Origin of the sequence: Streptomyces sp. enrichment culture (genome assembly GCF_964272895.1) — a bacterium.
Taxonomy (GTDB): domain Bacteria; phylum Actinomycetota; class Actinomycetes; order Streptomycetales; family Streptomycetaceae; genus Streptomyces.
The window spans coordinates 3,770,259-3,791,036 of the sequence record NZ_OZ186832.1 but is presented as its reverse complement, the minus strand read 5'-3'; the positions used below and the strand labels follow the sequence as shown (position 1 = coordinate 3,791,036).

General features: G+C 68.7%; 18 protein-coding genes. 9 read left to right on the top strand and 9 right to left on the bottom strand.

From position 1 onward, the window contains the following. Positions 1-18 precede the first annotated feature (18 nt). From gyrA to dnaA, 7 genes are all read right to left on the bottom strand, one after another. Positions 19-2,610: a DNA gyrase subunit A gene (gene gyrA, locus ACSU6M_RS17140; protein WP_437070593.1), complete on the bottom strand. Its 2,592-nt coding sequence runs from the start codon at positions 2,608-2,610 to the stop codon at positions 19-21. Between the two features lie 42 nt (positions 2,611-2,652). Continuing rightward, positions 2,653-4,725, bottom strand: coding sequence for a DNA topoisomerase (ATP-hydrolyzing) subunit B (gyrB, locus tag ACSU6M_RS17135; RefSeq protein WP_437070592.1), 2,073 nt, complete (start codon positions 4,723-4,725; stop codon positions 2,653-2,655). A gap of 470 nt (positions 4,726-5,195) precedes the next feature. Continuing rightward, on the bottom strand, positions 5,196-5,726 hold the full coding sequence (locus tag ACSU6M_RS17130; RefSeq protein WP_437070591.1) for a DUF721 domain-containing protein: 531 nt from the start codon (positions 5,724-5,726) through the stop codon (positions 5,196-5,198). Next, positions 5,723-6,844 carry a DNA replication/repair protein RecF gene (recF, locus tag ACSU6M_RS17125; RefSeq protein WP_437070590.1) on the bottom strand — a complete coding sequence of 374 codons (1,122 nt, stop codon included), beginning with the start codon at positions 6,842-6,844 and terminating at the stop codon, positions 5,723-5,725. The genes ACSU6M_RS17130 and recF overlap by 4 nt, the downstream gene beginning before the upstream one ends. A 58-nt stretch (positions 6,845-6,902) precedes the next feature. Beyond that, positions 6,903-7,778, bottom strand: a complete 876-nt coding sequence (gnd, locus tag ACSU6M_RS17120; RefSeq protein WP_437070589.1) for a phosphogluconate dehydrogenase (NAD(+)-dependent, decarboxylating) — start codon at positions 7,776-7,778, stop codon at positions 6,903-6,905. A 188-nt stretch (positions 7,779-7,966) separates the two neighbouring features. Continuing rightward, the gene (gene dnaN, locus ACSU6M_RS17115) at positions 7,967-9,097 is read right to left on the bottom strand and encodes a DNA polymerase III subunit beta (protein ID WP_437070587.1); all 1,131 of its coding nucleotides are present in this window, start codon (positions 9,095-9,097) and stop codon (positions 7,967-7,969) included. A 971-nt stretch (positions 9,098-10,068) separates the two neighbouring features. Next, positions 10,069-12,030, bottom strand: a complete 1,962-nt coding sequence (gene dnaA / locus ACSU6M_RS17110; protein ID WP_437070586.1) for a chromosomal replication initiator protein DnaA — start codon at positions 12,028-12,030, stop codon at positions 10,069-10,071. Between the two features lie 399 nt (positions 12,031-12,429). Between dnaA and rpmH the strand changes: the two genes are divergently transcribed. The 9 genes from rpmH to ACSU6M_RS17065 all read left to right on the top strand — a co-directional run bounded on the left by rpmH (position 12,430) and on the right by ACSU6M_RS17065 (position 19,324). Further along, positions 12,430-12,567 (top strand): 50S ribosomal protein L34, encoded by a 138-nt coding sequence (gene rpmH, locus ACSU6M_RS17105; protein WP_016644655.1) that lies wholly within the window; start codon positions 12,430-12,432, stop codon positions 12,565-12,567. Positions 12,568-12,588: 21 nt separating this feature from the next. Beyond that, the gene (gene rnpA / locus ACSU6M_RS17100; protein ID WP_437070585.1) at positions 12,589-12,960 is read left to right on the top strand and encodes a ribonuclease P protein component; all 372 of its coding nucleotides are present in this window, start codon (positions 12,589-12,591) and stop codon (positions 12,958-12,960) included. Further along, on the top strand, positions 12,957-13,319 hold the full coding sequence (gene yidD, locus ACSU6M_RS17095) for a membrane protein insertion efficiency factor YidD (RefSeq protein ID WP_437070584.1): 363 nt from the start codon (positions 12,957-12,959) through the stop codon (positions 13,317-13,319). Before rnpA ends, yidD begins: the two co-directional genes overlap by 4 nt. Before the next feature lie 3 nt (positions 13,320-13,322). Further along, the gene (yidC, locus tag ACSU6M_RS17090) at positions 13,323-14,588 is read left to right on the top strand and encodes a membrane protein insertase YidC (protein ID WP_437070583.1); all 1,266 of its coding nucleotides are present in this window, start codon (positions 13,323-13,325) and stop codon (positions 14,586-14,588) included. A 15-nt stretch (positions 14,589-14,603) separates the two neighbouring features. Beyond that, positions 14,604-15,116, top strand: a complete 513-nt coding sequence (locus ACSU6M_RS17085; protein ID WP_437070582.1) for a protein jag — start codon at positions 14,604-14,606, stop codon at positions 15,114-15,116. A gap of 126 nt (positions 15,117-15,242) precedes the next feature. Next, positions 15,243-15,959 (top strand): 16S rRNA (guanine(527)-N(7))-methyltransferase RsmG, encoded by a 717-nt coding sequence (gene rsmG, locus ACSU6M_RS17080; RefSeq protein ID WP_437070580.1) that lies wholly within the window; start codon positions 15,243-15,245, stop codon positions 15,957-15,959. 381 nt (positions 15,960-16,340) lie between these two features. After that, complete coding sequence (locus ACSU6M_RS17075; RefSeq protein ID WP_437075190.1) at positions 16,341-17,414, top strand: ParA family protein; 1,074 nt, start codon at positions 16,341-16,343, stop codon at positions 17,412-17,414. Continuing rightward, complete coding sequence (locus ACSU6M_RS17070) at positions 17,411-18,502, top strand: ParB/RepB/Spo0J family partition protein (protein WP_437070578.1); 1,092 nt, start codon at positions 17,411-17,413, stop codon at positions 18,500-18,502. Before ACSU6M_RS17075 ends, ACSU6M_RS17070 begins: the two co-directional genes overlap by 4 nt. Before the next feature lie 204 nt (positions 18,503-18,706). Continuing rightward, on the top strand, positions 18,707-19,324 hold the full coding sequence (locus tag ACSU6M_RS17065) for a GNAT family N-acetyltransferase (RefSeq protein WP_437070576.1): 618 nt from the start codon (positions 18,707-18,709) through the stop codon (positions 19,322-19,324). A 77-nt stretch (positions 19,325-19,401) separates the two neighbouring features. Here the strand turns inward: ACSU6M_RS17065 and trxA are convergent, their stop codons facing one another. Together trxA and trxB are read right to left on the bottom strand one after the other, a co-directional pair. Beyond that, positions 19,402-19,734, bottom strand: coding sequence for a thioredoxin (gene trxA / locus ACSU6M_RS17060; protein WP_437070574.1), 333 nt, complete (start codon positions 19,732-19,734; stop codon positions 19,402-19,404). Positions 19,735-19,779: 45 nt separating this feature from the next. Then, positions 19,780-20,748 (bottom strand): thioredoxin-disulfide reductase, encoded by a 969-nt coding sequence (gene trxB, locus ACSU6M_RS17055; protein ID WP_437070572.1) that lies wholly within the window; start codon positions 20,746-20,748, stop codon positions 19,780-19,782. Between the last annotated feature and the right edge of the window lie 30 nt (positions 20,749-20,778).

Here is a 20,778-nt window from a genome sequence, read left to right as displayed (position 1 = left end):
GATGACTCACTCCTCGTGCTACTCGGCCGAGGGCGCCTCACCCTCGTCCGTGCCGGTGGTCACGGCGTCCTCGGCGGTCTCGTCGACGGCCACATCGCCGTCGACCTCCTCCGCCTCGCGCCCTGCCTCGGCGTTGCGTGCGATGCCGACCACGGCATCGCGCTTGCCCAGATTGATCAGTTGGACGCCCATGGTGTCACGGCCCGTCTCCCTGACCTCGTTGACTCGCGTACGAATCACACCGCCGCCGAGCGTGATGGCGAGGATCTCGTCGGTCTCCTCGACCACCAGCGCGCCGACGAGCGAGCCGCGGTCCTCCACGATCTTGGCGGCCTTGATGCCGAGGCCGCCGCGCCCCTGGACGCGGTACTCGTCGACAGCGGTCCGCTTCGCGTACCCACCGTCGGTGGCAGTGAACACGAACGTACCGGGTCGCACCACATTCATCGAGAGCAGCTCGTCGCCCTCGCGGAAACTCATGCCCTTCACACCGGAGGTGGCGCGGCCCATCGGGCGCAGCGCGTCGTCCGTGGCGGTGAAGCGGATCGACTGCGCCTTCTTGCTGATGAGCAGCAGATCGTCCTCGGCGGAGACCAGTTCGGCGCCGATCAGCTCGTCGTCGCTGCCGTCCTCGCGCTCGCGGAGGTTGATGGCGATGACGCCGCCGGAGCGCGGGGAGTCGTAGTCCTTCAGCGGGGTCTTCTTCACCAGGCCCGCCTTGGTGGCGAGGACCAGGTAGGGCGCGGCCTCGTAGTCGCGGATCGCGAGGATCTCGGCGATAGCCTCGTCCGGCTGGAAGGCCAGCAGGTTGGCGACGTGCTGGCCGCGCGCGTCCCGGCCGGCGTCGGGCAGCTCGTATGCCTTGGCGCGGTAGACGCGGCCCTTGTTGGTGAAGAACAGCAGCCAGTGGTGCGTGGTGGAGACGAAGAAGTGGTCGACGATGTCGTCTTCCTTCAGCTTCGCGCCGCGCACGCCCTTGCCGCCGCGCTTCTGGGCGCGGTAGTCGTCCGTCTTGGTGCGCTTGACATAGCCGCCGCGCGTGACGGTGACGACGATGTCCTCCTCGGCGATCAGGTCCTCGATGGACATGTCGCCGTCGTAGGGCACCAGCTGCGTCTTGCGGTCGTCGCCGTACTTCTCGACGATCGCCGCCAGCTCCTCGCTGACGATGCCGCGCTGGCGGACCGGGGAGGCCAGGATCTCGTTGTACTCGTTGATCTTCGCCTGGAGCTCGTCGTGCTCCTGGACGATCTTCTGGCGCTCCAGGGCGGCGAGGCGGCGCAGCTGCATCTCGAGGATGGCGTTGGCCTGGATCTCGTCGATCTCCAGCAGGTCCATCAGGCCGTGGCGCGCGATGTCGACGGTCTCGCTGCGCCGGATCAGCGCGATGACCTCGTCGATGGCGTCCAGGGCCTTCAGCAGACCGCGCAGGATGTGCGCGCGCTCCTCGGCCTTGCGCAGCCGGAAGCGCGTACGGCGGACGATGACCTCGATCTGGTGCTGCACCCAGTGACGGATGAACGCGTCCAGGGAGAGGGTGCGCGGCACGCCGTCGACCAGGGCCAGCATGTTGGCGCCGAAGTTGGTCTGCAGATCGGTGTGCTTGTAGAGGTTGTTCAGCACGACCTTGGCGACCGCGTCCCGCTTCAGGACGATCACCAGGCGCTGGCCGGTGCGCGAGGACGTCTCGTCGCGGACGTCGGCGATGCCGCCGATCTTGCCGTCCTTGACGAGGTCGGCGATCTTCTGCGCGAGGTTGTCGGGGTTGACCTGGTACGGCAGCTCCGTGACCACCAGGCACTGGCGGTTCTGGATCTCCTCGACCTCGACGACCGCGCGCATGGTGATCGAGCCGCGCCCGGTGCGGTACGCCTCCTCGATGCCCTTGCGGCCCACGACGAGGGCGCCGGTCGGGAAGTCCGGGCCCTTGATGCGCTCGATCAGCGCGTCCAGCAGCTCCTCGTGGCTGGCCTCGGGGTTCTCCAGGTACCACTGGGCGCCGGCCGCGACCTCGCGCAGGTTGTGCGGCGGGATGTTGGTCGCCATGCCGACCGCGATACCGGCGGAGCCGTTGATCAGCAGGTTCGGGAAGCGGGAGGGCAGGACGGTCGGCTCCTGGGAGCGGCCGTCGTAGTTGTCCGTGAAGTCGACGGTCTCCTCGTCGATGTCGCGGACCATCTCCATCGACAGCGGCGCCATCTTGCACTCGGTGTAGCGCATGGCCGCCGCCGGGTCGTTGCCCGGCGAGCCGAAGTTGCCGTTGGAGTCGACGAGCGGCATGCGCATCGCCCAGGGCTGGGCGAGGCGGACGAGCGCGTCGTAGATGGAGGAGTCGCCGTGGGGGTGGTAGTTGCCCATGACGTCGCCAACCACGCGCGCGCACTTGTAGAAGCCGCGCTCGGGGCGGTAGCCGCCGTCGTACATCGCGTACAGGACGCGGCGGTGGACGGGCTTGAGGCCGTCACGGACGTCCGGCAGCGCGCGGGAGACGATGACGGACATCGCGTAGTCGAGATACGAGCGCTGCATCTCGGTCTCGAGCCCGACGGGCTCGACGCGCAGCGCCAGTGCCTCTTCGCCCGGCGTCACAGGAGTGTTCTCGTCGGTCATTGCTGGTGAGGGTCCTTCCTGGTGCGGTCAGCTGAGACCGACTCAGATGTCGAGGAAGCGGACGTCCTTGGCGTTGCGCTGGATGAACTGGCGGCGGGCCTCGACGTCCTCGCCCATCAGGACCGAGAACAGGTCGTCGGCCTGGGCGGCGTCGTCGAGGGTGACCTGGCCGAGGACCCGGTGCTCCTGGTCCATGGTGGTCACGCGCAGCTCCTCGGCGTTCATCTCGCCGAGACCCTTGAAGCGCTGGATGGAGTCCTCGCGGATGCGCTTGCCGCGCTGGCGGCCCATCTCGATCAGGGCGTCGCGCTCGCGGTCGGAGTAGGCGTACTCGACGTCCTCACGACCCCACTTGATCTTGTACAGCGGGGGACGCGACAGATAGACGTGCCCGGCCTCGACCAGCGGCCGCATGAAGCGGAACAGGAAGGTCAGCAGCAGGGTGTTGATGTGCTGGCCGTCGACGTCGGCGTCCGCCATCAGGATGATCTTGTGGTAGCGCAGCTTCTCGATGTCGAAGTCCTCGTGCACACCCGTGCCGAAGGCGGAGATCAGCGCCTGGATCTCCTGGTTCTGCAGGATCTTGTCGATCCTGGCCTTCTCGACGTTGAGGATCTTGCCGCGGATCGGGAGGATCGCCTGGTACTCGGGGTTGCGGCCGGACTTGGCCGAGCCGCCGGCGGAGTCGCCCTCGACGATGAAGATCTCGCACTTGGTGGGGTCGTTGGACTGGCAGTCGGAGAGCTTGCCCGGCAGGGACGCCGTCTCCAGCAGGCCCTTGCGGCGGGTCAGGTCGCGCGCCTTGCGGGCCGCCACGCGCGCGGTGGCCGCCTGGATGCCCTTGCGGACGATGTCCGCGGCCTCGACCGGGTTGCGGTCCAGCCAGTCGCTGAGGTGCTCGTAGACGGCCTTCTGCACGAAGGTCTTCGCCTCGGTGTTGCCCAGCTTGGTCTTGGTCTGGCCCTCGAACTGCGGCTCGCTCAGCTTGACCGAGATGATCGCCGTCAGACCCTCGCGGATGTCGTCGCCCGTGAGGTTGTCGTCCTTCTCGCGCAGCAGCTTCTTGTCGCGCGCGTACTTGTTGATCAGGCTGGTCAGCGCCGCGCGGAAGCCCTCTTCGTGGGTGCCGCCCTCGTGCGTGTGGATGATGTTCGCGAAGGAGTAGACGCCCTCGCTGTAGCCGCTGTTCCACTGCATCGCGACTTCGAGGGACAGGCTCTTGTCCTTGTCCTCCGCCTCCAGGTCGATGACCGTGGGGTGCACCATGTCTCCCTTGCGGGAGTTGAGGTACTTCACGAAGTCGACGATGCCGCCGTCGTAGTGGTACGTGACGGTCTTGGGCTCGTCCTTCTCGTCCGCGCCCGCCTCGTCCGCGCCGGCCGTGGCCTTCGCCGACTCGCGCTCGTCGGTGAGCCGGATGGTCAGGCCCTTGTTGAGGAACGCCATCTCCTGGAAGCGCCGCGACAGCGTCTCGAAGGAGTACTCGGTGGTCTCGAAGATGTCCGGGTCGGCCCAGAACGTCACCGAGGTGCCGGTCTCCTCGGTGGCCTCGTGCTGGGCCAGCGGGGCGGTCGGCACGCCCATCTTGTAGTCCTGCGTCCAGCGGTGGCCGTCGGTCCTGACCTCGACGGAGACCTTCGTCGACAGGGCGTTCACCACGGAGACGCCGACGCCGTGCAGACCGCCGGAGACGGCGTAGCCGCCGCCGCCGAACTTGCCGCCCGCGTGCAGCACCGTCAGCACGACCTCGACGGCCGGCTTGCCCTCGGAGGGAACGATGCCGACCGGGATGCCGCGGCCGTTGTCGACGACCCGGACGCCGCCGTCGGCGAGGATCGTGACGTCGATGGTGTCCGCGTGGCCCGCCAGCGCCTCGTCGACGGAGTTGTCGACGACCTCGTACACCAGGTGGTGCAGTCCTCGCTCACCGGTCGAGCCGATGTACATGCCCGGCCGCTTGCGGACCGCGTCCAGACCCTCGAGGACGGTGATGGCACTGGCGTCGTACGACGCTCCTGCTGAGGCCTCAGCGACTCCAGCCTGAGCCTCGGTGGACGGAATGTTCTCGTTGGGGTTGCCGGAATCGGCCACGAAGCGCCCTTTCTGGCACAGCACGAGCCGAGCTCGTCGGCGTTTGCCGGAGCGGCTGCGGCATGTTGCGTTGGTAAGCCTTGATCAGCGTTGCTCAGCTTCTCCCGGCCTCCCCGCGTCGCGGGGCGGGATTGTCTTCCAGTCTACCGGTAGCACTGACACTGATGGGGGTTTGCCGGTACCTGAGTCCTCATGTGCCGCCCTGAACCCGGCTCGCCCGACTCCCGATATGCGGATGGGGGCTCCAAGAGGCTCACAGCGCCACTCAGCGCTTTCGGCCGTCAACCCTTCGCTACTCCAGGGTCAGGTACGGATTCGCACCCGCGTGCGGGTGGACGACGAGGGAAGGAAGAGGAAGAGCGGGGGTCACCAATGTGAAGTCGGTCACTGGGGTACCCAGGGGCGCGGGGCTGCATCGATCTGCGGCTCCGCCGCGTGGGCGCGATCAACCACGACGGCACTGTGGACGGCCGACGACACGACCCGGCACACGCTCACCCGTACGTATCGCCGGGCCCCGTACTCCCCGGCGCCCGCAAGGGCCCATACCGCCGGGACGCTCCCCCAGGATTGAGCACCTTGATCATCCGCACCGCGCCGTGCCCCAGATCCTGGTTCAGCCGAGCCACCAACGCCGGCGCCAGATGCCGAAGCTGCGTAGCCCACGCAGTGGAGTCGCACTGCACGACCAGCACCCGCTCGTCCTCGTCGTACCGCTGCGGCACACAGTGCTTGGCCAGATCGTCCCCGACGATCTGCGGCCAGCGCCCCATCACACCGCCCACCGCCGCCGGCGTCTCCCAGCCGCGCTCGCTGAGCAGCCGGTTGATCGCCGCGCCCAGCGCCATCGGATCACGCCCGTCGGCGCGCGCGCCGGAGCGCAGGCCACCCCCGCGCCGCGCCTGCTTCTTCTGCTGGGCCGCGTCGCCCCGCGCGCGTGCCGCCTCCTTCGCCGCGCGCAACGCCACGCGCGCGAGGTCGACACCCGACGGCTCCGGCGTCCTCTTCGGCTCCTGTGCGGTCATACCCGCTCCACCGTCCCGCCCGACACCGCGTACCGCGCCCCGGCCAGCACCTGCGGTACGTCGTCGTCCACCGCCGCCGTCACCAGCACCTGCTCACCCGGCGCCACCAGCTCCGCCAGCCGCTCCCGGCGCCGGGCGTCCAGCTCGGCGAACACGTCGTCGAGGATCAGCACCGGCTCGTTGCCCTCGGCCCGCAGCAGGTCGTAGGAGGCGAGCCGCAGCGCCAGCGCGTACGACCAGGACTCCCCGTGCGAGGCGTATCCCTTGGCGGGCAGCTGCCCGAGTTTGAGCACCAGATCGTCCCGGTGAGGGCCTACGAGGGTGACGCCCCGCTCGACCTCCTGCTTGCGGGCGTCCGTGAGCGCCGCCATCAGCTGGCCGTACAGGTCCTCGCGCGTGTGCGCCTCGCCCTGCGCCGACGGCCGGTACTCCAGCGCGATCGGGCCGCCGCCCGGCGCCAGCTGCTCGTACGCCTTGTCGGCCAGCGGCTGGATCGCCGCGATCAGATCGAGCCGCTGGGCGAGCAGCTCGGCGCCCGCGCGCGCGAGGTGCTGGTCCCACACGTCGAGGGTGGACAGGTCCATGGAGCGGCCGCCGTGCCTGCGGGCGAGCGCGGCCGTCTTCAGCAGGGTGTTGCGCTGCTTGAGCACCCGCTCGTAGTCGGAGCGCACGCCCGCCATGCGCGGGGAGCGCGCGGTGATCAGCTCGTCCAGGAACCGGCGCCGCTCACCGGGATCGCCCTTGACCAGCGCCAGATCCTCCGGCGCGAACAGCACGGTCCGCACGATGCCGAGCACGTCACGCGGTCTGACCTGCGACGACCTGTTGATCCGGGCGCGGTTGGCCTTGCCGGGGTTCAGCTCCAGCTCGATGAGCTGCTGCCGCTCGCCCTGCCTCACCTGGGCGCGGATCACCGCCCGGTCGGCGCCCATGCGCACCAGGGGGGCGTCGGAGGCGACGCGATGGCTGCCGAGGGTGGCGAGATAGCCGACCGCCTCGACGAGGTTGGTCTTGCCCTGGCCGTTGGGGCCGACGAAGGCCGTCACGCCCGGGTCCAGCGGGACCTCGACCCGGGCGTAGGAGCGGAAGTCGGCCAGCGACAGATGCGTCACGTGCATGTCGATCGCCGACCTCCCCCGGCGTACAGGTGCGGCCCGGGTTTCCCCAGGCTGTGGACTACTTCTTCTCGACCGCGTGGCCGCCGAACTGATTGCGCAGCGCGGCGATCATCTTCATCTGCGGGGAGTCCTCCTGGCGGGAGGCGAACCGCGCGAACAGCGAGGCGGTGATCGCCGGGAGCGGGACCGCGTTGTCGATCGCGGCCTCCACCGTCCAGCGCCCCTCACCGGAGTCCTGGGCGTAGCCGCGCAGGCCGTCCAGGTGCTCGTCCTCGTCGAGGGCGTTCACGGCCAGGTCCAGCAGCCAGGAGCGGATGACCGTGCCCTCCTGCCAGGAGCGGAAGACCTCGCGGACGTTCTCCACGGAGTCGACCTTCTCCAGCAGCTCCCAGCCCTCGGCGTAGGCCTGCATCATCGCGTACTCGATGCCGTTGTGGACCATCTTCGCGAAGTGGCCCGCGCCGACCTTGCCCGCGTGCACCGAGCCGAACTCGCCCTCGGGCTTGAGCGCGTCGAAGATCGGCTGCACCTTGGCGACGTTCTCCGGGTCGCCGCCGTACATCAGCGCGTAGCCGTTCTCCAGGCCCCACACACCGCCGGAGACACCGCAGTCGACGAAGCCGATGCCCTTGGCGGCCAGCTCCTCGGCGTGCTTCTCGTCGTCCGTCCAGCGCGAGTTGCCGCCGTCCACCACCACGTCACCGGGCTGAAGCAGCTCGGCGAGCTCGTCGATCGTCGACTGGGTGGCCGCACCGGCCGGGACCATCACCCAGACCACGCGCGGACCCTTGAGCTTGCCCACAAGCTCTTCCAGGCTGTGGACATCGGCGAGGTCCGGGTTGCGGTCGTATCCGATGACGGTGTGGCCCGCGCGGCGAATCCGCTCGCGCATGTTGCCGCCCATCTTGCCGAGGCCGACGAGACCGAGCTCCATCAGTTGTTCCTTAGGTTGCTGTGGCGTGTGAGGCACCTTCGTACCCACGTCCGAGCCTAAACCCGGACCCTCACGCACAGCTGTGGGCATACGCGCTCATACGTACACCCCCGGCCGCGCCCTCACCTGCGGGTTTCCCCACAGGCCGGGCAGGTTCCGTCCACGGCCTGTGGACAACTCCGCGCAGGTCAGCCGCTCAGCCGCACCGGCATGATCAGGTACTTGTACGCCTCGTCCGCCTCGGCGTCGACCGCCGGCTTGCCGCTGAGCAGCGCGGGCTTGGTGGACGTGGTGAACGACAGCTGCGCCACCGGGGAGTCGATCGCGCTCAGGCCGTCCAGCAGGAAGGTCGGGTTGAAGGCGATCGAGATGTCGTCGCCCTCCAGCTGGGCGTCGACCCTTTCCACAGCCTGTGCGTCGTCGCTGGAACCGGCCTCCAGGATCAGCACACCCTGCTCGAAGCTGAGCCGCACCGGGGTGTTGCGCTCGGCGACCAGGGCCACACGCTTGACGGCCTCCACGAAGGGGGCGGTCTCGATCACGGCGACGGAGTTGAACTCGGTCGGGAAGAGCGTGCGGTACTTCGGGAGGTCGCCCTCCAGCAGGCGGGTCGTCGTACGACGGCCGGCGCCCTCGAAGCCGATCAGACCCTCGCCCGCGCCCGAGCCGGACAGCGCCAGCGTCACGCTGTCGCCGCTCGTGAGGGCCTTGGCGGTGTCCAGGAGCGTCTTGGCGGGCACCAGGGCGACCGCGGAGGCGTCCGGGTTCTCCGGCTTCCACAGGAACTCGCGGACCGCGAAGCGGTAGCGGTCGGTGGAGGCCAGCGTGACAGTGTCGCCCTCGATCTCGATGCGCACACCGGTCAGCACGGGCAGCGTGTCGTCACGGCCGGCGGCGATGGCCACCTGGGAGACGGCGGAGGCGAAGACCTCGCCGGGGACGGTGCCGGTCGCGCTCGGCATCTGCGGCAGCGCCGGGTACTCCTCCACAGGCAGGGTGTGGAGTGTGAACCGCGAGGAGCCGCAGACCACGGTCGCCCGTACACCGTCTGTGGAAATCTCCACCGGGCGGTTGGGCAGGGCCCGCGAGATGTCGGCCAGCAGCCGGCCGGAGACGAGGACGGTGCCCTCCTCCTCGACCTCAGCCTCGACGCTGACCCGCGCCGAGACCTCGTAGTCGAAGCTCGACAGGCTCAGCTGGCCGTCCTCGGCCTTCAGCAGCAGGCCGGCGAGGACAGGCGCCGGCGGACGGGCCGGAAGGCTGCGCGCCGCCCAGGCCACTGCCTCCGCGAGTACGTCGCGTTCCACCCGGATCTTCACGGTTAGCCGCCTCCTGCTGTTGCCGGCGCTCTCGCCCTGCTTCGCTTCGTCGTCTGTCTCGGTGTCCCGAGCCCCTGGGACGGGAAGGACACCGGGGACCAGTCTGACGCACGCCACTGACAGTCGGTGCCCCTCGGGGTCAAGTCGTGACGGGCCGCGGACAAGCGCCGGAGAGCGAGTTGTGCACAGGCCCCGCTTCGAAACGATTCCCGGGCTCTCTCTAGTCGTCGGTAGTAGTAGGGCCTGTGGATACCGTGGATAACTTCGTTTCCGCAGGTCAGAGCCCAAATTTTGTCCCCATCCCCTGGGGACGGAGCCGGTGGACAACCAGGGGCGTCTGTGGAGAACAGAAAGTTCTGCACACGCCATGCACAGGGAGGGGCGAGTTCTCCCCAGACTCGTCCCCAGCTTTCCCCGTCTTTCCCACAGGGCAAACAGGCAACCTCGTGTGACGCCTTTCACTCGACCCGGTGGGCGGGTGCGTCCTGTTGCCGAACAGTGGACAGCCATGTGGAGAAGCCGGGGATCATTGGGGACAACGGGCCTCAGCCTGTGGGTTGCCGGTGGAAAACTTTGTACACAGCCTGTGGATTGTTTCTTCGTCCACACCCTGTGGATATCGTTCGTCCACGAATCCACAGCCATCTGACCTGGTCTGATGGTCCTTCAACAGGGTGGTCTGTGGATGGAGTTCGGGACAACTTTCCCGTCCCCACCCTGGGGACGGAAGAAAGTCGCCGAATCTGTGGAGAGTGGCCGTAACCTCGCCCGGATTCGAACAGAGGATGACGCCGGGGAAACGGGAAGGGCGCCCCGGGAATCGTTCCCGGGGCGCCCTGGAGCGTCGTACGAGGGGCTGTGAAGGGCCGTGAAGGGCCGTGAAAGGGCTCTGAGGCGGACCTCAGCCGGCTTGCGGTGGACGGTGAGCCGTTCTGGATGCGGACGGGTCAGCCGGCCTTGATGCGGAGGGCTCAGCCGGCCTTGATGCGGTTGGTGAGCTCGGTGACCTGGTTGTAGATCGAGCGCCGCTCGGCCATCAGGTTGCGGATCTTGCGGTCGGCGTGCATGACCGTGGTGTGGTCCCGGCCGCCGAACAGCGCGCCGATCTTGGGCAGGGACAGGTCCGTCAGCTCCCGGCACAGGTACATGGCGATCTGCCGAGCCGTGACCAGCGCGCGCCCGCGCGAGGTGCCGCACAGGTCCTCGACGGTCAGGCCGAAGTAGTCCGCCGTGGCGCTCATGATGGCCGTGGAGGTGATCTCCGGCGCGGAGTCCTCGCCGCCGGGGATCAGGTCCTTCAGCACGATCTCCGTCAGGCCCAGGTCCACCGGCTGCCGGTTCAGCGACGCGAACGCCGTGACCCGGATCAGCGCGCCCTCCAGCTCACGGATGTTCCGCGAGATCCGGGAGGCGATGAACTCCAGCACCTCCGGCGGGGCGTTGAGCTGCTCCTGCACCGCCTTCTTGCGCAGGATCGCGATGCGCGTCTCCAGCTCGGGCGGCTGCACGTCGGTGATCAGACCCCACTCGAAACGGTTCCGCAGCCGGTCCTCCAGGGTCACCAGCTGCTTGGGCGGCCGGTCGGAGGACAGCACGATCTGCTTGTTGGCGTTGTGGAGCGTGTTGAAGGTGTGGAAGAACTCCTCCTGCGTCGACTCCTTGTCCGCGAGGAACTGGATGTCGTCCACGAGCAGGATGTCCATCTCGCGGTAGCGCTTGCGGAAGCTGTCGCCCTTGCCGTCGCGGATGGAGTTGATGAACTCGTTGGTGAACTCCTCCGAGCTCACGTACCGCACGCGCGTGCCGGGGTAGAGGCTGCGCGCGTAGTGCCCGATGGCGTGCAGCAGGTGGGTCTTGCCGAGGCCCGACTCCCCGTAGATGAACAGGGGGTTGTATGCCTTCGCGGGCGCCTCGGCGACGGCCACCGCGGCCGCGTGCGCGAAGCGGTTGGAGGCGCCGATGACGAAGGTGTCGAAGAGGTACTTGGGGTTCAGTCGCGCGGTCGGCTCGCCCGGTCCGCTCTTGGCCGCGGGCGCCGAGCCCGGTGCGCCGGGGGTTCCCGGAGCTCCGCCGGCGGTGGCCGAGGGGCCGCCGCGGTGGGCGGGGCCGGAGCCGGATTGCGGCTCGGGCAGCTCGCGGCGGGCGCCCTGCTGGTCGTAGTCGCCGCGGCCGCCGTCGAAGTCCGGCCGCTGCTCGTACGCGGGCCGCTCGGGCGTCTGCGGGCGGTAGTCCGGTGAGCCGTAGGAGTCCTGGGAGCCGGTGCCGTAGGGCTCGTGGCCGCTGTGTCCGTAGGCGTCGGCGGCCTGGCCGCCGTAGGTGTCCTGCGAGGAGGGCGAGGCGTACGGGTCGTGGTCGGCGTAGCCGTCGCGGTCCGCGTACGGGTCGCGCTCGGGGAAGCCGAGGCGGGGCTGCTGCCAGCTGTACTCGTCCTGGGCGGGGCGCGGCCAGGCGCCGGGCTCGGGGCGCTGGTACTCGCTGGGGTACGCAGGGCGGGCCGGGGGGAGCTGGTCGGCGCGGGCGGGGGGGAGCTGGTCGGCGGTGCCCGGGAGGGGCTCGGCGCGGTGGCGGCCGTAGCCCTCGTAGGGGGCGGGCTCGGGCTCCTCGTAGCGCGGCTGGGACTGCTGGGCGGGCGGTGCCGGCGGGGCCGGGGGGTCGCCCGCGGTGTCGTCGACGGTGATCGCGATACGGATGGGGCGGCCGCACTCCCGGCTCAGCGTCTCGCTCACGATCGGCGCCAGGCGGCCTTCGAGCACGTTCTTCGCGAACTCGTTCGGTACGGCCAGCAGGGCGGTGTCGGCGACCAGCGCGAGCGGCTGGCAGCGGCGGATCCAGTGCTCGTCCTTGGCCTCGACACCCTGCCCACGGCCCTCACCGAGAAGCTGCTCGAGTACTCGCGGCCACACTGCGGCAAGATCGGCAGGTACGTCAGCCACAGGGCACGCTCTCTCACAGGTCCCACGAACGTGTGGTTTGCGGGACGGATCGGGATGTAGGTCGGGGCGGGTCGGCAGGTACAAACCCGCTGGGCGGGTGACAAGGGAACGAATCGGAGTCCAGCCACGGTAGTCAGCGCGGCGGGTACGGTTCAAGTTGTTGTCCCCAGGCTGTGGACAGTGTCTCCCACGGGGCCCTGGTTTGACCGGATGGCGTAGCCCCGCGTACCGTAACCAGGTCGAGTTGTCGATGGCTGCTGCCGCCTGCCTCCGATGGGCACAGATCGCGTCTAGGTGATCGGAAAGCGGTGCACTCGGGCGTAACGCGAGCTACTCGTGGGCGCACGGTGACAGCCAGGACGGCACCCCGCCACTACCGAATCTTTCTGGAGCCCCCGAGTGAGCAAGCGCACCTTCCAGCCGAACAACCGTCGTCGCGCGAAGACCCACGGCTTCCGGCTGCGGATGCGTACCCGTGCCGGCCGCGCCGTTCTGGCGTCCCGCCGCAGCAAGGGTCGCGCCCGTCTGTCCGCCTGATACCGGTCAGGTCATGGCGTCGTGCTGCCCACCGAGAACCGGCTGAGGCGGCGCGAGGATTTCGCGACCGCGGTACGACGAGGACGCAGGGCCGGTCGCCCTCTTCTCGTCGTCCACCTACGAAGCGGTGCCACGGACCCGCACGCGCCTGGGGAGAGCGCTCCTCCGACGCGTGCGGGTTTCGTCGTGAGCAAGGCCGTGGGCGGTGCGGTCGTGCGCAACAAGGTCAAGCGCAGACTCCGTCATCTGATGCGTGACCGGGTGGCCCTGCTGCCCCCCGGTAGCCTGGTAGTGATACGCGCGTTGCCCGGTGCGGGCGACGCCGACCACGAACAGCTGGCCCAAGACCTGGACGCCGCCTTGCAGCGGCTGCTGGGAGGGGGCGCGCGATGAAGTACCCGCTGCTGGCGCTGATCAAGCTGTACCAGTGGACGATCAGTCCACTGCTCGGGCCGGTGTGCAAGTACTACCCGTCGTGCTCCCACTACGGCTACACGGCCATCGACCGGCACGGTGCGGTCAAGGGCACGGCCCTGACCGCCTGGCGCATCCTGCGGTGCAATCCGTGGTCGCTGGGCGGTGTGGACCATGTCCCGCCGCGCAAGCGGCCGCGATGGCACGAGATGCTGCGCGGTGCCTGGCGCGCACGCAAGGGCGGACCCTCCGCCGCCGACCCGGCCACCGAGGGACAGAATTCCTCCAGTCCTTCGAGCCCGGCCGCAGAGACTCCGTCCCATGCCCAAGGAGCATGATTAGTGGACACGATTGCCAGCCTCTTCAGCTTCATCACCACACCCGTCTCCTGGGTCATCGTGCAGTTCCACAAGCTGTACGGTGCGATCTTCGGACCTGATACGGGCTGGGCCTGGGGCCTGTCCATCGTGTCCCTGGTGATCGTCATCCGGATCTGCCTGATCCCGCTCTTCGTGAAGCAGATCAAGGCGACGCGGGCCATGCAGACGCTCCAGCCGGAGATGAAGAAGATCCAGGAGCGCTACAAGAACGACCGGCAGCGCCAGTCCGAAGAGATGATGAAGCTGTACAAGGAGACGGGTACCAACCCGCTCTCCTCGTGCCTTCCCATCCTGGCGCAGTCGCCGTTCTTCTTCGCGCTGTACCACGTGCTGAACAGCATCGCGAACGGCGACACGATCGGCTCGATCAACCAGAGCCTGCTGGACAGCGCGCAGAAGGCCCACATCTTCGGGGCTCCCCTGGCCTCGACGTTCACGGACAGCGCCGCGGACGCCCAGGCGCTCGACGCCTCGATCACGACCGTCCGCATCGTCACCGCGGTCATGATCATCCTGATGTCGCTGTCGCAGTTCTACACGCAGCGCCAGCTGATGACGAAGAACGTCGACACCACGGTGAAGACGCCGTTCATGCAGCAGCAGAAGATGCTGATGTACGTCTTCCCCGTCATCTTCGCCGTCTTCGGCATCAACTTCCCCGTGGGTGTCCTCGTCTACTGGCTGACCACCAACGTGTGGACCATGGGCCAGCAGATGTACATCATCCGCAACAACCCGACGCCGGGCTCCAAGGCCCAGGCCGCCTACCTGGAGCGGCTGACCAAGCACGTCACGCACCACGGCAAGGTCCGCCGGCGCAGCGAGCGGGTCATCGTCAAGGCGATCGTCGCCAAGGGCCGGGACCGCAACGAGTACGAGCGCAAGTTCATCAACGGTCTGAGCAAGGCGGGCCTCGCGGCCCAGGCCGACGGTTCTGTGATCAAGAGCGAGACGGCCGTGGCCACCGTGACCGAGGACGGTACGCCGGTCACCACCGCCGCGGGTCAGGCCAAGCGCCAGCAGCCCAAGCGGCAGACGAAGTCCCAGCGTCAGTCCGCCGCCAAGGCGGCCGGTGAGCCCACGTCGCTGGAGAAGGCCGACACGCCCCAGGACGCCGCTCCGGCTGCCCAGAAGAAGGCCGCACCCAAGCCCGGCTCCGGTGGCCGCAGCAAGGCGCAGTCCGGCCGCAAGGGTCCGCAGCGCCCCAAGTCCCCGTCCAAGAAGTAAGAAGGAGTCCATCCCGTGACGGAAGGCACCACCTCCGCCGCTGCCGAGGGTGCAGACACCCTGACCCGCCTGGAGCAGGAGGGCGAGATCGCGGCGGACTACCTCGAGGGTCTGCTCGACATCGCCGATCTCGACGGCGACATCGACATGGATGTCGAGGGCGACCGCGCCTCTGTCTCGATCATCAGCGACGCGGGCAGCCGCGACCTGCAGAAGCTGGTCGGCCGGGACGGCGAGGTGCTTGAGGCGCTCCAGGAGCTCACGCGCCTGGCCGTGCACCGGGAGACCGGGGACCGCAGCCGGCTGATGCTGGACATCGCCGGCTTCCGGGCCAGGAAGCGCACCGAGCTCGCCGAGCTGGGCGCCAAGGCCGCGGCCGAGGCGAAGAGCACCGGCTCCCCGGTGAAGCTGAAGCCGATGACGCCGTTCGAGCGCAAGGTCGTGCACGACGCGGTCAAGGCCGCGGGTCTGCGCAGCGAGTCCGAGGGCGAGGAGCCGCAGCGCTTCGTCGTCGTACTGCCTGCCTGATCGCTCCACACGCTCCACCGGCCCCGTCTGTAGCGCAGGCGGGGCCGAATTTTGTCAGCCTGATAGTTCTGGTGGTTCTGGTGTCGGCGCCTGGGCGCGTCGACGCGGTACGGAAGGACGGTCCCCGTGACGGAGGCAGCGGAGCTCCCCCCTGCGCCCGAGCAGGCACGTGAGGTGTTCGGCGATCGCTTCGCGGACGCGGTCCGCTATGCGGAGCTGCTCGCCGAGGCGGGTGTGAAGCGCGGTCTGATCGGCCCGCGTGAGGTGCCCCGCCTGTGGGAGCGGCATCTGCTGAACTGCGCGGTGCTCTCCGAGGTGGTGCCCGAGGGCGTCACCGTGTGCGACGTCGGTTCGGGGGCCGGTCTGCCCGGTATCCCGCTGGCCCTCGTCCGGGAGGATCTGAAGATCACGCTCCTGGAGCCGCTGCTGCGGCGTACGACCTTCCTGACCGAGGTCGTGGAGCTGCTGGGGCTGGACCACGTGACGGTGATGCGCGGCCGTGCCGAGGAGGTCATGGGCAAGTTCACCCCGGTCCATGTGGTCACGGCCCGGGCGGTGGCCCCGCTGGACCGCCTGGCCACCTGGGGCATCCCGCTGCTGCGGCCCTACGGCGAGATGCTCGCCCTCAAGGGCGATACCGCCGAGGAGGAGCTGAAGAGCGCGGCCACGGCCCTGAGCAAGCTGGGTGCCGTGGGCACGTCCATCCTTCAGGTGGGCGAGGGCGTGGTGGATCCGCCGTCCACGGTCGTGCGGGTCGAGGTCGGCGAGAGTCCCGGTGGCGTGCGTTTCGCGGCCAAGCGGGCGAAGGCTGCGCGTACGGGGCGGGCGCGGCGGCGGCGCTGAGCGGAGCGAGGCCGGTCTCGTGAGGGGGTCACGTGCGGGGGCCTCGTGCGGGGGAGGCCGGTCTCCGGCGGTGTGAGGTCGGTCTCGTGCGACGTACTCCACATAAGCTGCCCAACCTACGCATGACGGAGTGTCGCGACAGTTCGGCCGTGAGTGCGCTGCATCGTGTTTCACGTGAAACGTCGCTCACTGCTGCACGGCATCATCAGCCGGGGCCGCGCCGCGGCCGAACCTCGCGACCGTAAGCCCCTTGGCTCCCTCGACAAGCCCTCCGAGTCCCTCGACAAGCCTGATGGTTCACCCGATGCGGGATCGGAGTTGTCCACAGAGGTGGATTTCTCCACAGAAGCACCGGCCTCACTGGTTCACGACCCCGAAGACATGGGAGGCTCTGTTCATTGCGAGCCTGAAGTCGAGGAGAGTGAATCCTTGCGGTCCGACGCCAACATCGCGGGACCGATGACCGATCCGGTCCCCGGTCCCCGTACCGAGTCGCCGGGGATGGATGTTTCACGTGAAACACCGCCCCCGATGGACGACACCCCCATCGGTCGTGCCGCCCAGTTGGCGGTCGAGGCTCTGGGCCGCGCCGGCGAGGGCCTTCCGCGGCCCGAGCAGACCCGGATCATCTGCGTGGCCAACCAGAAGGGCGGGGTCGGCAAGACGACGACCACCGTCAACCTCGCCGCGTCTCTGGCTCTGCACGGCGCCCGGGTCCTGGTGATCGACCTCGACCCGCAGGGCAACGCCTCCACCGCTCTGGGCATCGATCACCATGCCGAAGTCCCGTCGATCTACGACGTGTTGATCGAGAGCAAGCCGCTCGCCGAGGTCGTGCAGCCCGTGCCCGACGTCGAGGGTCTGTTCTGCGCCCCCGCCACGATCGATCTCGCCGGTGCGGAGATCGAGCTGGTGTCGCTGGTGGCTCGGGAGAGCCGGCTTCAGCGGGCCATCCAGGCATATGAGCAGCCGCTGGACTACATCCTCATCGACTGCCCGCCCTCCCTCGGTCTGTTGACGGTCAATGCGCTCGTCGCGGGCCAGGAGGTCCTCATCCCCATCCAGTGCGAGTACTACGCGCTGGAGGGCCTGGGCCAGCTGCTGCGCAACGTCGACCTGGTGCGCGGGCATCTCAACCCGACCCTGCATGTGTCGACGATCCTGCTCACCATGTACGACGGCCGGACGCGGCTGGCGTCCCAGGTCGCGGACGAGGTGCGCAACCACTTCGGCGACGAGGTGCTGCGGACGAGCATTCCCCGCTCGGTCCGTATCTCCGAGGCGCCGAGCTATGGGCAGACGGTGCTGACCTACGATCCCGGATCGAGCGGTGCGCTGTCCTATCTTGAAGCGGCGCGAGAGATCGCGCTGAAGGGCGTGGGCATCAGCTACGACCCGACCCGCGCCCACATCGGCGCGCAGAACAACCCGAACATGGTGGAGGGGATCCAGTGAGCGAGCGACGAAGGGGACTGGGCCGTGGTCTCGGCGCGCTGATCCCCTCTGCCCCGACGGAGAAGACACCGGCTGCGACGGCGGTGGGCGGCGGCGCATCCACCTCCCCCGCAGGGCTCTCGATCCTGACGTCCGAGCGGGGCATCGCCGCGGGCAAGCTGATCGAGGCTCCGCCTGTTTCACGTGAAACAGAGGCTCCCGCCGCACCGGAGCTGCCTGCGCCTCCGATCGGAGCGCACTTCGCGGAGATCCCCCTCGACGCCATCACGCCGAACCCGCAGCAGCCGCGTGAGATCTTCGACGAGGACGCGCTGCACGAGCTGGTCGTCTCCATCAAGGAGGTCGGCCTTCTCCAGCCGGTCGTCGTCCGGCAGGCCGGCCCCGGGCGCTATGAGCTCATCATGGGTGAGCGCCGCCTGCGGGCCTGCAAGGAGCTGGAGCTTGAGGCCATCCCGGCGATCGTCCGGCACACGGACGACGACAAGATGCTCGTGGACGCGCTCCTGGAGAACCTCCACCGGGCCCAGCTGAACCCGATCGAAGAGGCGAACGCCTACGACCAGCTGCTGACGGACTTCAACTGCACTCATGACGAGCTGGCGGAGCGCATCGGCCGTTCCCGCTCGCAGGTCACCAACACCCTGCGGCTGCTGAAGCTCTCCCGTCCGATCCAGATCCGGGTCGCCGCCGGGGTGCTGTCGGCGGGCCACGCGCGGGCGCTGCTGGGTGTCCAGGATCCGGATGAGCAGGAGCAGCTCGCCAAGCGGATCGTCGCCGAAGGTCTCTCGGTGCGCTCGGTCGAGGAGATCGTGCAGCTGATGGGATCGCGGGAGCAGAAGCCCTCGCGCGCCAAGAAGCCCCGAGCCGGAGCCCGGCTGTCCCCGGCGCTGTCCGATCTCGCCACGCGCCTCTCGGACCGCTTCGAGACCCGTGTGAAGGTCGACCTGGGCCAGAAGAAGGGCAAGATCACGGTCGAGTTCGCCTCGGTCGAAGACCTTGAGCGCATTCTCGGCACGCTGGCCCCGGGTGAGGGCCCCGTTCTCCAGAAGAGCCTTCTGGAGGGCGGCTCCGACGACGTGGAGGACTGAGCCGAGCAGGGGCGCGCCACGCCGGACGTGCGGGGCGGGCCAGGCCGGCGGAGCGAGCCGTGTCCGGTGTGTACCGGATCACGGCTCGCTCTTTGCTTTCTGCCGGTATCGAGTGAATCGCTGGGTGGTTACGATGCGAACGGGAAGGGATCATCCACCTGCCGCCCGCGCTGCCGCGGGCGAGGGAAGTGAGGAACAGCCTTCATGGGGCGTCGGCTCGCACCGCTCACGCTGGACAACCTTCAGGATCTCCCCCAGCGCTGCCGTTCGTGCGTCTTCTGGGAGCTGGACCCCGTCAGCGGCGAGGCCGCGGTGAAGGCCGGTACGTCGGAGTTGGAGAAGGAGTCGTGGATCTCCGCCGTGCTGCTGGACTGGGGCTCCTGCGGCAGGGTCGTCTACGTCGACGACGTGCCCGTGGGCTTTGTGCTCTACGCGCCACCCGCTTATGTCCCCCGCTCCGCGGCGTTTCCGACGAGCCCTGTGTCACCGGACGCCGTACAGCTGATGACCGGCTTCATCGTGCCCGGCTACCAGGGGCAGGGTCTCGGGCGGGTGATGGTCCAGACGGTGGCCAAGGATCTGCTGCGGCGGGGCTTCAAGGCGATCGAGGCGTTCGGGGACGCCCGCTGGAAGGAGCCCGCCTGTCTGCTGCCCGCCGACCATCTCCTGGCGGTCGGCTTCAAGACGGTGCGGCAGCATCCCACCCATCCCCGGCTCCGGCTGGAGCTGCGCACGACCCTCTCCTGGAAGGAAGACGTGGAGATGGCGTTGGACCGGCTGCTGGGAGCGGTGCAGAAGGAACCGGCGCTGCGTCCCCTGTGACAGGACGAAGGGGCCGGCCCTGTGCGGGCCGGCCCCTTCGTGTTTCACGTGAAACGTCGCTCCGTCTCACCCGTGCGTCACTGGGAGATGAAGTCCTCAAGGTCGCGCAGGATCGCAGCCTTCGGCTTGGCGCCGACGATGGTCTTGGCGACCTCGCCGCCCTGGTAGACGTTCAGCGTCGGGATGGACATAACGCCGTACTTGGCGGCCGTGGCCGGGTTCTCGTCGATGTTCAGCTTGACGATCTCGATCTTGTCGCCGTACTCGGCGGCGATCGCCTCCAGGGACGGCGCGATCTGGCGGCACGGACCGCACCAGGCGGCCCAGAAGTCCACCAGGACGGGCTTGTCGCTCTTGAGGACGTCCTGCTCGAAGGAGTCGTCGGTGACGTTCTTCAGGTTGCCGGCCACGGGGGGCTCCTTTAACTGGTTGTGCGTGGGGCGGGTGGAGGGGGGTCAGACAGCGGTCTTCTCGGGCTCGGCCTTGTCGCCGTCGGCGAGGGCGGCGAGGAAGCGCTCGGCATCGAGGGCGGCGGAGCAGCCGGTACCGGCCGCGGTGATCGCCTGACGGTAGGTGTGGTCCACGACGTCACCGGCAGCGAAGACACCGGTCAGGTTCGTCCGGGTGGAGGGGGCGTCCACCTTCAGGTAGCCCTCCTCGTCCAGCTCCAGCTGGCCCTTGAACAGCTCGGTGCGCGGGTCGTGGCCGATCGCGATGAACAGGCCGGTGACGGGAAGCTCCGAGAGCTCACCGGTCTTGAGGTTGCGCAGCTTGAGACCGGAGAGCTTCTGGTCGCCCTGGATCTCGGCGACCTCGCTGTCCCACACGAACTTGATCTTCGGGTCGGCGAAGGCACGCTCCTGCATGGCCTTGGAGGCCCGCAGGGTGTCCCGGCGGTGGACGATGGTCACGGACTTGGCGAAGCGCGAGAGGAAGGTGGCCTCCTCCATCGCGGTGTCGCCGCCACCGATCACGGCGATGTCGTGGTCCTTGAAGAAGAAGCCGTCACAGGTGGCGCACCAGGAGACACCGCGGCCGGACAGGGCGTCCTCGTTCGGCAGGCCCAGCTTGCGGTGCTGGGAGCCGGTGGCGACGATGACCGCCTTGGCCTGGTGGACCGTGCCCGCGGTGTCGGTGACCGTCTTGATCTCACCGGTCAGATCGACGGAGACGATGTCGTCCGGCACGAGCTCAGCGCCGAAGCGCTCGGCCTGAGCACGCATGTTGTCCATGAGCTCGGGGCCCATGATGCCGTCCTGGAAGCCCGGGAAGTTCTCCACCTCGGTGGTGTTCATCAGCGCACCACCGGCGGTGACAGCGCCCTCGAACACCAGGGGCTTCAGCGACGCGCGCGCGGTGTAGAGCGCCGCCGTGTAGCCGGCGGGCCCGGAGCCGATGATGATCACGTTACGGACGTCGCTCACGGCTTGATTCCTCGTCTCTGGACTGCGTCG